Source organism: Frondihabitans sp. 4ASC-45 (assembly GCF_049472575.1).
Classification (GTDB): Bacteria; Actinomycetota; Actinomycetes; order Actinomycetales; family Microbacteriaceae; genus Frondihabitans.
In genome coordinates, this window is the sequence record NZ_JBCEBN010000002.1 from 98,382 (window position 1) to 111,806 (window position 13,425).

13 protein-coding genes are annotated in these 13,425 nt (G+C 65.9%); 9 read left to right on the top strand and 4 right to left on the bottom strand.

What is annotated here, in order from left to right; translation table 11 throughout:
* Nucleotides 1-38 precede the first annotated feature (38 nt).
* The gene (locus tag VH571_RS04115) at nt 39-1,415 is read left to right on the top strand and encodes a glucose-6-phosphate dehydrogenase (protein WP_423263468.1); all 1,377 of its coding nucleotides are present in this window, start codon (nt 39-41) and stop codon (nt 1,413-1,415) included.
* Between the two features lie 108 nt (nt 1,416-1,523).
* Here VH571_RS04115 and VH571_RS04120 read toward each other — a convergent pair whose 3' ends face one another.
* Both VH571_RS04120 and VH571_RS04125 read right to left on the bottom strand, forming a co-directional pair.
* Nucleotides 1,524-3,371: a glycoside hydrolase family 15 protein gene (locus VH571_RS04120; RefSeq protein ID WP_423263469.1), complete on the bottom strand. Its 1,848-nt coding sequence runs from the start codon at nt 3,369-3,371 to the stop codon at nt 1,524-1,526.
* A gap of 50 nt (nt 3,372-3,421) precedes the next feature.
* Nucleotides 3,422-3,748, bottom strand: coding sequence for a DUF6504 family protein (locus VH571_RS04125; protein WP_055958420.1), 327 nt, complete (start codon nt 3,746-3,748; stop codon nt 3,422-3,424).
* Nucleotides 3,749-4,036: 288 nt separating this feature from the next.
* Here VH571_RS04125 and VH571_RS04130 point away from each other — a divergent pair, with 288 nt between their 5' ends.
* A complete protein-coding gene (locus VH571_RS04130) occupies nt 4,037-4,789 on the top strand; it encodes an SDR family oxidoreductase (RefSeq protein WP_123944180.1) in 753 nt (250 codons plus the stop codon).
* Nucleotides 4,790-4,793: 4 nt separating this feature from the next.
* Here the strand turns inward: VH571_RS04130 and VH571_RS04135 are convergent, their stop codons facing one another.
* Both VH571_RS04135 and VH571_RS04140 read right to left on the bottom strand, forming a co-directional pair.
* Nucleotides 4,794-5,801 carry an App1 family protein gene (locus tag VH571_RS04135; protein WP_423263757.1) on the bottom strand — a complete coding sequence of 336 codons (1,008 nt, stop codon included), beginning with the start codon at nt 5,799-5,801 and terminating at the stop codon, nt 4,794-4,796.
* Between the two features lie 190 nt (nt 5,802-5,991).
* Complete coding sequence (locus VH571_RS04140; RefSeq protein WP_423263471.1) at nt 5,992-6,708, bottom strand: SOS response-associated peptidase; 717 nt, start codon at nt 6,706-6,708, stop codon at nt 5,992-5,994.
* 64 nt (nt 6,709-6,772) lie between these two features.
* Between VH571_RS04140 and VH571_RS04145 the strand changes: the two genes are divergently transcribed.
* From VH571_RS04145 to cydB, 7 genes are all read left to right on the top strand, one after another.
* Nucleotides 6,773-7,417, top strand: coding sequence for a TetR family transcriptional regulator (locus tag VH571_RS04145; RefSeq protein ID WP_423263472.1), 645 nt, complete (start codon nt 6,773-6,775; stop codon nt 7,415-7,417).
* Nucleotides 7,418-7,560: 143 nt separating this feature from the next.
* Nucleotides 7,561-8,403 (top strand): ABC transporter ATP-binding protein, encoded by an 843-nt coding sequence (locus VH571_RS04150; protein WP_123944174.1) that lies wholly within the window; start codon nt 7,561-7,563, stop codon nt 8,401-8,403.
* Nucleotides 8,400-9,080: an ABC transporter permease gene (locus VH571_RS04155; RefSeq protein WP_423263473.1), complete on the top strand. Its 681-nt coding sequence runs from the start codon at nt 8,400-8,402 to the stop codon at nt 9,078-9,080. Before VH571_RS04150 ends, VH571_RS04155 begins: the two co-directional genes overlap by 4 nt.
* The gene (locus VH571_RS04160) at nt 9,077-9,823 is read left to right on the top strand and encodes an ABC transporter permease (RefSeq protein ID WP_423263474.1); all 747 of its coding nucleotides are present in this window, start codon (nt 9,077-9,079) and stop codon (nt 9,821-9,823) included. Before VH571_RS04155 ends, VH571_RS04160 begins: the two co-directional genes overlap by 4 nt.
* Entirely contained in the window at nt 9,823-10,749 is a 927-nt protein-coding gene (locus VH571_RS04165; RefSeq protein WP_423263758.1) for a glycine betaine ABC transporter substrate-binding protein, read from the top strand. The genes VH571_RS04160 and VH571_RS04165 overlap by 1 nt, the downstream gene beginning before the upstream one ends.
* A gap of 259 nt (nt 10,750-11,008) precedes the next feature.
* Complete coding sequence (locus VH571_RS04170) at nt 11,009-12,421, top strand: cytochrome ubiquinol oxidase subunit I (RefSeq protein ID WP_423263475.1); 1,413 nt, start codon at nt 11,009-11,011, stop codon at nt 12,419-12,421.
* Complete coding sequence (cydB, locus tag VH571_RS04175; protein ID WP_423263476.1) at nt 12,421-13,425, top strand: cytochrome d ubiquinol oxidase subunit II; 1,005 nt, start codon at nt 12,421-12,423, stop codon at nt 13,423-13,425. Before VH571_RS04170 ends, cydB begins: the two co-directional genes overlap by 1 nt.

Here is a 13,425-nt window from a genome sequence, read left to right on the forward strand (position 1 = left end):
AATTCCCGCACCGCGACTCGCCCCGAGCAGACCGTCTGATGACGGAGACGAGCACACTCATCATCCTCGGCGCTTCCGGTGACCTCACCGAGCGCCTCCTCCTCCCCGGTCTCGCGAGCCTGCTCAAGAGCGACCGCGGCGTCGACGTCAAGCTGATCGGGACGGGCCGCTCCGAGCGCTCGACCGACGAGTGGGACGACGTCGTCAAGACGGCCTTCAACGGCGACGCCGGCAGCGACCTCGCCAAGCGGACCCTCGCCTCCAGCGAGTACATCCAGGGCGACCCGACCGATCCCGAGCACCTCAAGAAGCTGTTCGCGGCCTCCGAGGGCGCGCCGGTCATGTACTTCGCGCTTCCGCCCGCCATCTCGACCAAGGTCATCAAGGCCTTGGAAGAGATCGATGTTCCCGACGGACTCCGCCTGGCACTCGAGAAGCCCTTCGGCAGCGACGAGCAGGGCGCCCGCGACCTGAACGAGGAGCTCCTCAAGGTCATCCCCGAAGAGCGCATCCATCGCACCGACCACTTCCTCGGTCGCTCGACGGTGCTCGACATCATCGGCCTCCGCTTCGCGAACCGCCTCTTCGAGCCGGTCTGGAACGGCGACAACATCGAGAAGGTCGAAATCTTCTACGACGAGGTCCTCGGCCTCGAGGGTCGCGCGCAGTACTACGACAAGGCCGGCGCCCTGATCGACATGATCCAGAGCCACCTGCTGCAGGTGCTCGCGATCATCGCCATGGACGCCCCGTCGTCGATCGACTCGATCGAGCTCCGCAGCGAGATCGCCCGCGTCCTCCGCGCCACCTGGGTGAAAGGCAACGATCCCGTCGCCTCCAGCCGCCGCGGCCAGTACGCCGCCGGCACCATCGACGGCAAAGACGTTCCCGCCTACTCCGACGAAGACGGAGTCGACAACGAGCGCCAGACCGAGACCCTCGCCGAGGTGGAGTTCGAGATCAAGACGCGTCGCTGGGCCGGCGTGCCGTTCATCCTGCGCTCCGGCAAGGGCATGACCAAGGTGCGCAAGGAGGTGCTGATCACGTTCAAGCCCGTGCCGGTGCTTCCTGCTGGTCTCAAGGGCGCCTCCAGCCCCGACACGCTGCGCATCGAGATCAGCCCCGAGACTCTCGAGCTCGGTGTCACCACCAATGGCCAGGGCAACCCGTTCTCGCTCGAGAAGTCGGTCTTCAAGACCGACCTCGGCAAGCCCGAGCTGACCCCCTACGGCGAGGTGCTCTCGGGCATCTTCCACGACGACCCGACGCTGTCGATCCGCGGCGACGTGGCCGAGCGCTGCTGGGCGATCGTGCAGCCGGTCATCGACGCGTGGCAGGCCGACGACGTGCCGCTCGAGAAGTACCCCGCGGGTTCGTCCGGGCCGGAAGGCTGGACCACCTCGAAAGAGGCGTGAGCCTCGCGCGTCTGAGGATGTGACGCGAATCGGCCCAAGCGACGTGGCGTGCCACGGTGCTTGGGCCGATTCGCGTTTGCAAGCGCGTGCGTGTGCGGACGCCTTCTGTCAGGCCTGACTCGCGAGCCGACGAGCATCGCCCCCGCGCGAGTGCTCGATCGCGGCGTCGATGGCGTCGGCCGCGCGCACGAGGGCCAGGTGCGACAGCGCCTGCGGCGTGTTGCCGACGTGACGCCCCGTCGCCACCTCGATCTCTTCGGAGAGCATTCCGACGTCGTTGGCGAAGCCGACGAGGCGATCCATCAGCCGGGTCGCATCGTCGATGCGGCCGCTGCGACCGTACTGCTCTGCGAGCCAGAACGAGCACGCGAGGAACGGGTTTTCGGTGCCGGCCAGGCCATCGACACCCGACTCGGTGCGGTATCTGAGAAGCAGGCCGTCGTGCAGGAGGTCTTCTTCGATGGCCTTCACCGTGCCGAGCATGCGCGAGTCGTGGGCGTCGACATAACCGACCTGCGCGAGCTGCAGCAATGACGCATCGACCTCTTTCGAGCCGTAGTGCTGCACGTAGCAGTTGCGCTCGGCGTCGTAGCCGTGCTCCTCGATCTCGTCGCGCACCTTCTCGCGGAGTTCGAGCCACCGGTCGACGGGGCCCTCGAGGTGGAACTGCTGCACGCCGCGGATCGCCCGATCGAGTGCCGCCCAGATCATCACCCGCGAGTGCGTGAAGTGCTGCGCCTCGCCGCGGATCTCCCAGATGCCGTTGTCGGGCCGCGACCAGTTGTCTTCGACGTACGACATGAGGGCCCGCTGCAGCGACCACGAATCAGCCCCCTCTTCGACGCCGAGCTCGCGGGCATCGTGAAGAGCGACCATCACCTCACCGAAGACGTCGCCCTGATATTGCGTGAAGGCGCCGTTGCCGATGCGCACCGGCGCAGCCCCCTGGTAGCCCGGCAGCTCGTCGATGGTCGTCTCGGCCAGATAGCGCTCGCCCGCCAGCCCGTACATGATCTGCACATCGGCGGGGTCGCCGGCGATGGCGCGCAGAAGCCAGTCGCGCCAGCCGGTGGCCTCGTCGGCGAAGCCGTGCAGGATCAGCGCCTGCAGAGTCATCGACGCATCGCGAAGCCAGACGTAACGGTAATCCCAGTTGCGCTGCCCGCCGAACTGCTCGGGCAGGCTCGTGGTGGCGGCCGCGACGATGCCGTTCGTGTCTTCGTGGGTGAGCGCTCGGAGCAGCAGGAGCGAGCGGTGCACCTCGGAGGAGTAGACGGCGGGGGCGTCGGAGTGGGAAGCCCATTCCTGCCACCACGAGACCGTGTCGAGGATCCGCGCCCCGACGTCGATCGAAGCGGGCGGCTCGCGGTGCGACGGATACCAGGTCAGCGACAGATCGACTGTCTCACCCTCGGAGACGTCGAAGGTGGCCTCGTGGGTGTGGTCGGAGGCGGTGAGCTTGGGGCCGCGGACGACGACGGCGTCGGGCCCGGCGATCGCGATCAGTGCGGTCGTGCCGGGCTCGCCCCGGCCGGCGGCAATGTCGGCGGAATCGGGGATCTGCCTGATCCAGGGAACAGCGGTCGTGTAGGCGAAACGGATGCGGAGGTCTTCGTGCATCGTCACCGTGCCGCGGATGCCGCGGATTCGCCGGACGACATCGGCGCGCCTGTCGCCGTAGGGCATCAGGTCGGTCACCTCGACTTCACCGGTCGCGGTGACCCAGCGCGTGGTCAACACGAACGTGCTGTCGACGTACGAGCGGGTGGCTGTGGCGGCCTCATCGCTCGGCGCGACCAGCCAGCGACCGTTGTCGTCGTCGCCGAGAAGCGCGGCGAACATCGACGCCGAATCGAACCGGGGGAGGCACAGCCAGTCGATGCTGCCGTTTCGGCCGACCAGGGCGGCGGTGTGGCAGTCGCCGATCAGTGCATAGTCTTCGATCGCTAGGGGCATGGGCTCATCAAATCACTCGGGAGCTTCGAATCGGTCGAACCAGGGCGGCGTCAGGCGAACAGCTGCTGATCGACCTCGTCGTCGAAGACACCAAGCAGCAGCCACTCGTGGCTGACGGGATCTCGGGCTAGGTCGAACGTGCCGTCGACCCTCTGCGCGCCATCGGTGAGGGGAAGGGCGTCGACTCGCCAGACCGGCATCTCGATCAGGTCGGCGCCGGCCCCGCGGGGCGCTCGTTTCGCCGACGCCCACCATGCCTGCCGGGTGATCCAGTACTCGGGCGAGCTGACCACCCCGTAGACGACGCGGCGCCAGGTGAATCGGAGGGGTAACCCCTCGTCGGTCGTCTCGACCGGTACTCGCTCGTCGATTCTCATGTGCGCCTTATTCGTCTGATTCGAAGATACGTTCGAATTCTAGAAATCGCCACCGACATTCGCGCCCGTTTCCAGCCCCAACCCAGCCCCCGACCCGGCCCTCTCCGAATTTGAAGGAGATCCCGGTGCGTGACCCCGTCGGATCCTTGTGTTTTCGTTTCGCCCGTGAGGTTTTTCCTTCAAATTCGGAAAGGCAGCCGGCCAGCCACCTGAGAAGGAAGCAGAGACCGGGAGTCCGCGGCTGAGCGCTCCCTACCCGAGACCCGCCGACCCGAGCAGAGTGAAGACATGAAGACGACAGGAAACACCATTCTCATCACCGGCGGCACCTCGGGACTCGGCCTGGGGCTCGCCCAGCGATTCGCCGCTGCGGGCAACAAGGTGATCGTGGCCGGGCGCCGCGCCGAGCTGCTGCGCGACATCGAGGCGAGCAACCCGGGGATCACCGGTCTCGAGCTCGACGTCGCCGATCCGACATCGATCGCGGAGGCGTTCACGAAGGTGACCGCGTCGGATCCTGAGCTCAATGTGGTGATCACCATGGCCGGGATCATGCAGCCGGAAGACCTGCACTCGGCCGGGTTCCTCGAGACCGCCGAGAAGACGATCACGACCAACCTGCTCGGGACGATCCGCACGATCGCCGCGTTCACCGAGTTCTTGCAGACCAAGCCGGACGCCACGATCATGACCGTCACCTCGGGCCTCGCCTACACGCCCCTCGCCCTCACTCCGACGTACAACGCGACTAAGGCCGCCGTGGCCTCGTTCACCGACATCCTGCGCCTGCAGCTCGCCGACACGTCGGTGGAGGTGCTCGAGCTGGTCCCGCCGGCGGTCGCTACGACCCTGCTCGGTCAGGATCAGGACGACAGCGGGCGCGCCATGCCGGTCGACGAGTTCCTCGACGAGGTCATGTCGATCCTCACCGAGCGACCGGACGAGAAGCAGGTCATGGTCGAGCGCGTGAAGCCGCTGCGCTACTCCGAGGCCAACGGTAACTACGACCAGGTGATGCAGATGCTGGCCGGCAGCCACTAGCCGCTCAGTTCGGCTCGACGAGCCCCTTCTCGACCAGCTGATCCCAGATGCCGGCGCCGTCGGGCGCATAGATCCAGGGCACGTTGGTGGCGCGCTCGCGCTCCTCGCTCCGGGAGCGGCCACCGGCGAACACGGCCTCGCTCGACGACAGCTGGCGGATCGCCACGCCGGCCACGTTGCTCGGATGATCTCGCAGGAACCCGCCGTAGAGGTCTTCGTCGTGCTGCCCGTCGTCACCGATGAGCAGCCATTCCATGTCGGGGAACTCCTGTGCCAGACGGGCCAGCGACTGCTGCTTGTGCTGGCGCCCCGATCGGAACCAGCGATCGTGGGTCGGACCCCAGTCGGTCAGGAGGAGCGGACCGCGCGGGTAGAAGTTGCGGGTGAGGAACCGGTAGAGCGTCGGAGCCACGTTCCAGGCGCCGGTCGAGAGGTAGATGACCGGGCAGCCGTCGTGTGTCGCGCGGAGGCGCTCGTAGAGGACGGCCATGCCGGGCACGGGCCGTCGAGCGTGCTCATCGAGCACGAAGGTGTTCCAGGCGGCGAGGAGCGGGCGGGGGAGTGCAGTCACCATCACGGTGTCGTCGATGTCGGACACCATGCCGAATCGCGCCGACGGGTCGATGACGAAGATCTCCGCCGAGACGTCGAGGGAGCCCTCGGTGCGGAGTGTGATGGTGTTCCACCCCGGCGGCAATCCCACTTCGATTCGAGCGTCGACGACTCCGCCGCGATCGGCGGTCGCGTGATGGGTGACGCCGTCGACCACCACGTCGACGACGACCTCGTCGATCGGAACGCTGGTGAAGCTCCTCCAACCGCGCACGTGCGTGTGCCCGGTAGAGCGTTTCTCGCCGTCTTTCGTCAGGAGCACGCGGCCGAGCACGCGGAACCAGCCGTCGCCCCCGTAGCCGACGAACGGGACGATCGTCGGGATCAGGCCGCGTCGCCGGGCATTCCGCTCGCGGAACTCGTGGATCGTGTCTTCCATGCGCGCGGCCCGGTGCAGCATCGGCTCGACGCCCTGCGAGACGACGTTCTGGGCCAGCTGGCTCTGGCCGAGGGGGCTCTGCCCGAGGGGGGTTTGCGCGAGGTTTTTGGCGAATCGGCTCGTCGAGTCGGATTTTCGGGCGGGTGGCGACTTTCGGGAGCCCAGCATTCGATCATTCTGGCACGCCGGCCGGTTTGCCCGTCCGCGACGATCAGTCGCCTGCGGCGCTCGCCAGCGGCTCGCCGACTTGCCCGCCCGGCACCTCTCGCACGGTCACCCGGTAGGCGTGCTGCTCGGCTTCGCCCGAGATGCCCTCGAGGAGGTCGGCGTCGCCCTCGGTGTGCGGATCGAGCCAGTCCTCCATGATCTCGGCGTCGACCAGCACGGGCATCCGCTCGTGGATCTCGGCGAGCGGCCCGACGGCCTCGCGGGTCAAAATCGTGGTGCTCAGGATCCAGCGACCGGCGTCGTTCGCTGCCGCGCCCGGATTGCGCCACCACTCGTAGAGCGCACCGAAGAGCATCAGTTCGTCGTCGGGAAGGCTCACGTACACGGGAAGCTTGGATCCGTCGGCCTGCGGTACCCACTCGTAGTAGCCCGAGGCGGGGATCACGGCGCGCCTCGACACGACCGCGTCGCGGAAGGTGGGCTTCTCGGCCGCCGTCTCGATGCGGGCATTGAAGGCGCGTGACCCTACCGAAGGGTCGTCGGCCCAGGAGGGGATGAGGCCCCATTTCGCCGAGGCCAGTCGACGGATCGGCGGCCCTCCCGCATCCTCGCCCCGGGGTGCCGCGTCGACGAGAAGACTCACCTGCGCAGTCGGGGCGATATTCCAGGAAGGCTCTGGAAGAGTGTCTCCCGTCACGTCCACGTCGAAGAGCGCCACTAGGTCGCTCGAGGCGCGCGCCATCACGATTCTTCCGCACATGACGTCCAGTCAACCGTAGGTGGACGACATCGAGGCGTCGCAACGCTTGTAAGAAGGAGAACCATTGCTCGTCACCGATGTCAATGAAGCACTGCCCGGGGGATCATCACTGCTCAGGAACGAGCCCGTGCAGGCGAGAAGCTCTGCACGGCTCACCGGGCTCCTCGACGCCGCTGCCGGCATCATCGACGAGATCGGCTTCGAGCGTCTGACCACGGCCATGGTCGCCGAGCGGGCCGGAGCCTCCATCGGCACGGTCTACCGCTACTTTCCCGACCGTATCGCCGTCGTCGAGGCGCTGGCGGCGCGCAGCATCGCGCGCCTGCTCGAGCGGCTCGGGGCAGCGATCGGCGAGGCGGATTCGGCCGACTGGCACTCCGCCCTCGACCTCGCCATCACGGCCCAGGTCGAGATGTACCGCAGTGAGCCGGGCTTCCGCGCGATCCGCTTCAGCGAGACCGAGACGGCCGACCGCTCGGGCGATGCCGACGCGCGTCGATCGCTTTCCGATCAACTGACGTCTCACCTCGTCGAGATCTTCTCTCTCGAACGCACCGCCGACCTCGAGTTCGCGATCGAGGTGGCGACCGAGGTGTCGACGTCGCTCGTCGCCCGCGCGTTCCTGCACGATCCTCAGGGCGACTCGCGCTTCCTCGACGAAAGCCGGGTGGTCGTGGCGGCATATCTGGAGCGCATCCCGTCCGCCTGAGGCGATTTATGACGGCCTCGTAACACTGCCGCCGCAACTGTGGTTCAGTGTGACGACCTGGCGTGTGTCGATTTGTGGTGCCCACGAAGAAGGTGCCCGAAGAAACTGTCCATCGATGCCATGTCCAGCGAGAAGGGTCGCCCATGATCGAGTTCCGCTCGGTAACCAAGCAGTATCCCGACGGAACTCGTGCCGTCGAAGACTTCAGCCTCGTGATCCCCTCCCGCAAGACGACGGTCTTCGTTGGTTCCAGCGGGTGCGGTAAGACCACGATCCTCCGGATGATCAACCGAATGGTCGATCCCACCTCGGGGTCGATCCAGATCGACGGCGACGACATCGGCGGCCTCGAGCCGGTGGGTCTCCGGCGCAGCATCGGCTACGTCATGCAGAACTCCGGCCTGCTTCCGCACCGCAAGGTGGTCGACAACATCGCGACGGTGCCACTCCTCAAGGGCGTCAAGAAGGCCGAAGCAAGGATCCGGGCGCTCGAGCTGATGGACACCGTCGGTCTCGATCGCGCGTTTGCCGACCGCTACCCGAGCCAGCTCTCGGGCGGCCAGCAGCAGCGGGTCGGCGTCGCGCGGGGTCTTGCCGTCGACCCGAACATCCTGCTGATGGATGAGCCGTTCGGCGCCGTGGATCCTCTGGTTCGCTCCGACCTCCAGGAGGAACTGATCCGCCTCCAGCGCGACCTCGACAAGACGGTCGTCTTCGTGACCCACGACATCGACGAGGCCTTTTACCTGGGCGACCAGGTCGTGATCCTCAAGAAGGGCGGCCACATCGCCCAGGTCGGCTCTCCCGCCGAGATCCTCGCGAACCCGGCCGACGACTTCGTGGCGGATTTCGTCGGGGCGAACCGCGGAAAGCGGGCGTTGCACATCGAGGAGACGGCGTCGGGCTCGATCGTCGTCGATGCCGACGGTCGCCCTGCGGGCACTCTGACCGGCCGAGTTCCCGTGGCGGATCGGCCTTTGTCGTGAAGTGGGTTCTCGAGAACCTTCCCTACCTCGCCGACTCGGCGTGGGCGCACCTCCAGCTGAGCATCCCTCCCATCATCCTGTCGTTCGTGTTGAGCGTGCCGCTCGGGTGGCTGGCGAACCGCTACCGGCTGTTCCGTGGGCCACTCCTCACGGTCGCCGGTCTGCTCTACGCCATCCCTTCTCTTCCGCTGCTCGTCGTTCTCCCGCTACTTATCGGGACCGGTCTTCGAAGCCCGGTCAATGTCGTCATCGGACTCACGCTCTATGGAATGGCGCTCATGGTCCGGTCTACAGCTGACGCCCTCGAAGCCGTCGAGCCGGACGTCCGACAGTCGGCGACCGCAATCGGGTTCAGCGCGTGGGGACGTTTCTTCGCAGTCGACTTTCCGCTCGCCGGGCCAGTGCTTCTCGCAGGAATGCGCGTCGTCGTCGTGAGCACCGTCAGCCTCGTCACGGTCGGCGGTGTTCTCGGCGTCAACGGTCTCGGGCTTCTGTTCACCGACGGACTCCAGCGCGCCATCATTGCGGAGATCGTGTCCGGAATCGTGCTCACGGTCGTGCTCGCGCTCGTCCTCGACAGGCTCCTCGTTCTTCTCGGTCGGGCGCTGATGCCTTGGACGAAGGCGAATGCGACGCCTAGCCGCAGAGCCGCGAGGCGGGTGATGGCAACAGCATGAACCTTTTCGTTGACGCAATTCAGTTCATCTTCACTCCGGCCAACTGGGGCGACGCGGCGTTGAACCCCATCGGCGCTCGCCTGGTCGAGCACCTCTTGTACACCCTTCTCGCGCTCGTCATTTCCGCTGTCATCGCCATTCCGATCGGGCTCGCGATCGGTCACACCGGTCGCGGTCGATCCGCGGCCGTCCTCATCTCAGGAGGGGCGCGAGCCCTGCCGACCTTCGGCGTCATCACCCTGTTGGCAGTACTGCTTGGTATTGGGCTTCGAGCTCCTCTCATCGCATTCGTGATTCTCGCCATCCCGTCGATCCTCGCGGGGGCTTACTCGGGGATCGAGGCTGTCGACAGAAAGACAGTCGATGCGGCTCGCGCCATGGGAATGACCGAGTGGCAGATCTTGACGCAGGTCGAGGTACCCCTGGGCCTGCCCCTTTTGATCGGCGGCCTCCGCTCGGCCACCCTGCAGATCGTGGCTACAGCGACCCTGGCGAACTACGTCGGCGCAGGAGGCCTGGGGATCTTCATCTTCCTCGGTCTCGGCACCCAGAATTACACCGACATGCTCGTCGGAGCGATTCTCGTCGTCGCCCTCGCCATCGTCCTGGAGATCGTCTTCTCGATCATCCAGCGCCTCGTCGTCCCCGCGGGTGTCCGCGCGGGACGCACTCAAAACGACCGCCCGGGAGCAACCCGTTCCCGCGCGGTAGTGGGATCCCCACTCCAGGAAGGAAGCAAGTGATGTTCACAGCGAAGAGAGGCCGGCTCGCCCTCGTGGGCGCAGTCGCGATCGGGGCTATGGTCGCCCTGGCAGGGTGCTCGTCAAGCGACCCGCTCAAGTCGGGATCGGATGCCACGGCGTCCGGTGACACGATCGTGATCGGCTCGCAGCAGTACTACTCCAACGAGATCGTCGCCGAGGCGTACGCCCAGGCGCTCGAGAACGCCGGGTTCAAGGTCGACCGCCAGTTCAACATCGGTCAGCGCAACGTCTACCTGCCCGAGCTCGAAAAGGGCACGATCGACGTCATGGCCGACTACAGCGGAAGCCTGCTGCAGTACTACGACGCCAAGACCACCGCGAAGAGCGAGGACGACATCGTAGCTGCTCTGCCGGATGCACTGCCGGACGGATTACGGGTCCTCAAGGCCGCCGAGGCGACCGACCAAGACACGTACACCGTCACCAAGAAGTTCTCGGAAGACAACTCGATCACGAGCCTCGCCGACCTGAAGGACTACTCGGGCAAGCTCGTCGTCGGAGCGAACGCCGAGTTCCAGACCCGTCCGTACGGCATCACCGGCCTCAAGTCGGTCTACGGTGCGACGGCTACCCTCAAGACCATCAGCGACTCCGGCGGAGCGAACACCGTCGCCGCGTTGAAGAACGGTCAGGTCCAGCTCGCCGACATCTACTCGGCCAGCCCGGCGATCAAGGCGAACGACTTCGTCAGCCTCGAAGACCCCGAGAACATGATCCTGCCGCAGCACGTGATCCCCGTGGTCGACGACAAGGTCGACTCGAAGGCTGCCGGCATCATCGAGGACGTCAACGCGAAGCTCACGCAGGCCACGCTGATCGACCTCAACACCACGAGCGTCGACGACAAGTCGTCGGCCTCCGTCATCGCAAAGAAGTTCCTGAGCGATTCCGGGCTCGTCAAGTAACGTCGCAGCACCCCGGAAGGGCCGTCGTTCGAGTCAGAGGCACTCGAACGGCGGCCCTTCTTCTGTGTCATCCGCGCTCGTGACAGCAGTCTCTCGGGATCGAGCGTTCCCCGGCGTGATCAGGCTTTTCGCAGGTGAGACGGCCCGATTGGGGCCCGCCGGACTCTTAGGGTTTAAGTGTCCCCAGGAAGTCGCAACGACGAGACGACCACCCCTCGGAATGACAAGAGGCACCCGTGAACCACCCGGTGAGCATCGCATGAACGAGCTACTCGATCCGCTCCTTCTTTCGAGATGGCAGTTCGGCCTCACGACCATCTATCACTTCTTGTTCGTGCCTCTCACGATCGGCATGGGCTTCACCGTCGCCGTCTTCCAGACCGCCTGGTACCGCACGGGCCGTGCTCACTACCTCCAGCTGACGAAGTTCTTCGGCCGCATCTTCCTGATCAACTTCGCAATGGGCGTCGTGACCGGAATCGTGCAGGAGTTTCAGTTCGGCATGAACTGGTCGGAGTACTCCCGCTTCGTCGGCGACGTGTTCGGCGCTCCGCTCGCCCTCGAGGGCCTCCTCGCGTTCTTCCTCGAGGCGACGTTCCTCGGCGTCTGGATCTTCGGATGGGACCGCGTGCCCAAGGGCCTGCACCTCACCTCGATCTGGGGTGCGACCATCGGCAGCATCGCGTCGGCCTACTTCATCATCTGTGCCAACTCGTTCATGCAGCACCCGGTCGGCTACGCCATCAACGAGGAGAAGGGCCGTGCCGAGCTCACGAGCCTCTGGGAGGTGCTGACCAACAAGGTCGCCCTCGCGGCGTTCCCGCACACGCTCTTCGCCTGCTTCATGGTCTCGGCCGCCGTCATCATCTCGGTCGCCGCCTGGCACCTGCACCGCAACCAGCACCTCGAGACCATGCGCCCGGCCCTACGGTTCGGCATGTGGATGATGCTCGCCGCCGGCGCCCTCACCGTGCTCTCGGGCGACCAGCTCGGCCTCGCCATGGTCGAGACCCAGCCGATGAAGATGGCTGCGGCCGAGGCGCTCTACAAGACGTCGACCGGCTTCGACGCGTCGTTCTCGGTCTTCACCCTCGGCACTCCCGACGGTGTAAGCGAGCTCTTCAGCATCCGCATCCCGTACCTGCTGTCGTTCCTGTCGACGCACACGTTCACCGGCACGGTCGAGGGCATCAACAACCTCCAGGCGCAGTACGTCTCGGCTTACGGCCCGGGCGACTACACGCCGATCATCTGGGTGACCTACTGGGCCTTCCGCTGGATGATCGCCCTCGGCATCGTCGCGATCATGATCGCGGCCGTGGGCCTCTGGATCACCCGCAAGGGCCGCATGCCGCAGAACAAGTGGGTCTGGCGTGCCGCGACCTGGAGCTTCCCACTCCCGCTCGCCGCCATGGTGATCGGCTGGATCTTCACCGAGATGGGTCGACAGCCCTGGCTCGTCTTCGGGCTGCTCAAGACGAGTGACGGCGTCTCGCCCGGCACCACCGGCGTCGAGGTGCTCATCTCGCTGCTCGCTTTCACCGCGATCTACGGAACGCTCATGGTCGTCGAGTTCCGGTTGATCCTGAAGGCCGCGCAGAAGGGGCCCGACGCCCCGACCAAGGTCGACGAGACCACCGGCAAGCTGATGCACGAAGCGACGGTCTATTGATGAGTCTCCCCGACATCTGGTTTCTGCTGATCGGCCTGTTCTTCACGGGGTACTTCGTGCTCGACGGCTTCGACTTCGGTGTGGGAATGTCGCTGCCGTTCCTCGGCCGCGACGATACCGACCGCCGCGTGCTCATCAACACCATCGGCCCCGTCTGGGATCTCAACGAGACCTGGGTGATCGTCGCCGGTGCTGCCCTCTTCGCGGCGTTCCCCGAGTGGTACGCGACCGTGTTCAGCGGCTTCTACCTGATCATGCTCTTGATCCTGCTCGCACTGATCCTCCGCGGAGTCTCGTTCGAATACCGGCACCAGCGGCCCGACCACAAGTGGAAGCGCAACTTCGACCGGATGATCTTCATCGGCTCTGTGGTGCCGGCGTTCCTCTGGGGTGTCGTCTTCGCCAACATCGTCCGCGGCCTCGCGCTCGATGCGAACTTCGACTACATCGGATCCTTCGCCGACCTCTTCAACTGGTATTCGGTCGTCGGGGGCCTGGCCACCCTGCTGCTGTTCTTCACTCATGGGCTCATCTTCGTGTCGCTCAAGACCGACGGTGAGATCAGGATCCGGGCGCGCCACCTGGCCACCCGCGTCGGTGTCGCCACCATCGTCGTGGCCGGCGGGTTCCTCCTCGCCACCAGCCTCGCTCACGGTCGCCCCCTGTCGATCGCCCTCTCCGGTGTCGCGGTCGTCACCCTTGTCGCCTCGTTCGTCGCGAACCTCCGCGGTCGCGAGGGGGTCTCGTTCGCCTTCATGGCGGCGACGATCGCGGTGACGGTCGCGAGCCTGTTCGCCGCCCTGTTTCCGAACGTGCTCGTGGCGACGAACGACCCGGCCAACACGATGACGATCGTGAACTCGTCGAGCGGCGAGTACACCCTGTCGATCATGAGCTGGATCTCGTTGATCTTCGTGCCGCTGATCCTGGGGTACCAGGGGTTCACGTACTGGATCTTCCGCAAGCGCGTCACCCGTTCGCTCATCACCGCGTCGGCGCACTGA

Coding starts and splice junctions, on each gene's coding strand:
- VH571_RS04115 (WP_423263468.1), top strand. CDS start 39: ATGACGGAGACGAGCACACTCATCATCCTCGGCGCTTCCGGTGACCTC.
- VH571_RS04120 (WP_423263469.1), bottom strand. CDS start 3,371: ATGCCCCTAGCGATCGAAGACTATGCACTGATCGGCGACTGCCACACC.
- VH571_RS04125 (WP_055958420.1), bottom strand. CDS start 3,748: ATGAGAATCGACGAGCGAGTACCGGTCGAGACGACCGACGAGGGGTTA.
- VH571_RS04130 (WP_123944180.1), top strand. CDS start 4,037: ATGAAGACGACAGGAAACACCATTCTCATCACCGGCGGCACCTCGGGA.
- VH571_RS04135 (WP_423263757.1), bottom strand. CDS start 5,801: ATGCTGCACCGGGCCGCGCGCATGGAAGACACGATCCACGAGTTCCGC.
- VH571_RS04140 (WP_423263471.1), bottom strand. CDS start 6,708: ATGTGCGGAAGAATCGTGATGGCGCGCGCCTCGAGCGACCTAGTGGCG.
- VH571_RS04150 (WP_123944174.1), top strand. CDS start 7,561: ATGATCGAGTTCCGCTCGGTAACCAAGCAGTATCCCGACGGAACTCGT.
- VH571_RS04160 (WP_423263474.1), top strand. CDS start 9,077: ATGAACCTTTTCGTTGACGCAATTCAGTTCATCTTCACTCCGGCCAAC.
- VH571_RS04165 (WP_423263758.1), top strand. CDS start 9,823: ATGTTCACAGCGAAGAGAGGCCGGCTCGCCCTCGTGGGCGCAGTCGCG.
- VH571_RS04170 (WP_423263475.1), top strand. CDS start 11,009: ATGAACGAGCTACTCGATCCGCTCCTTCTTTCGAGATGGCAGTTCGGC.
- cydB (WP_423263476.1), top strand. CDS start 12,421: ATGAGTCTCCCCGACATCTGGTTTCTGCTGATCGGCCTGTTCTTCACG.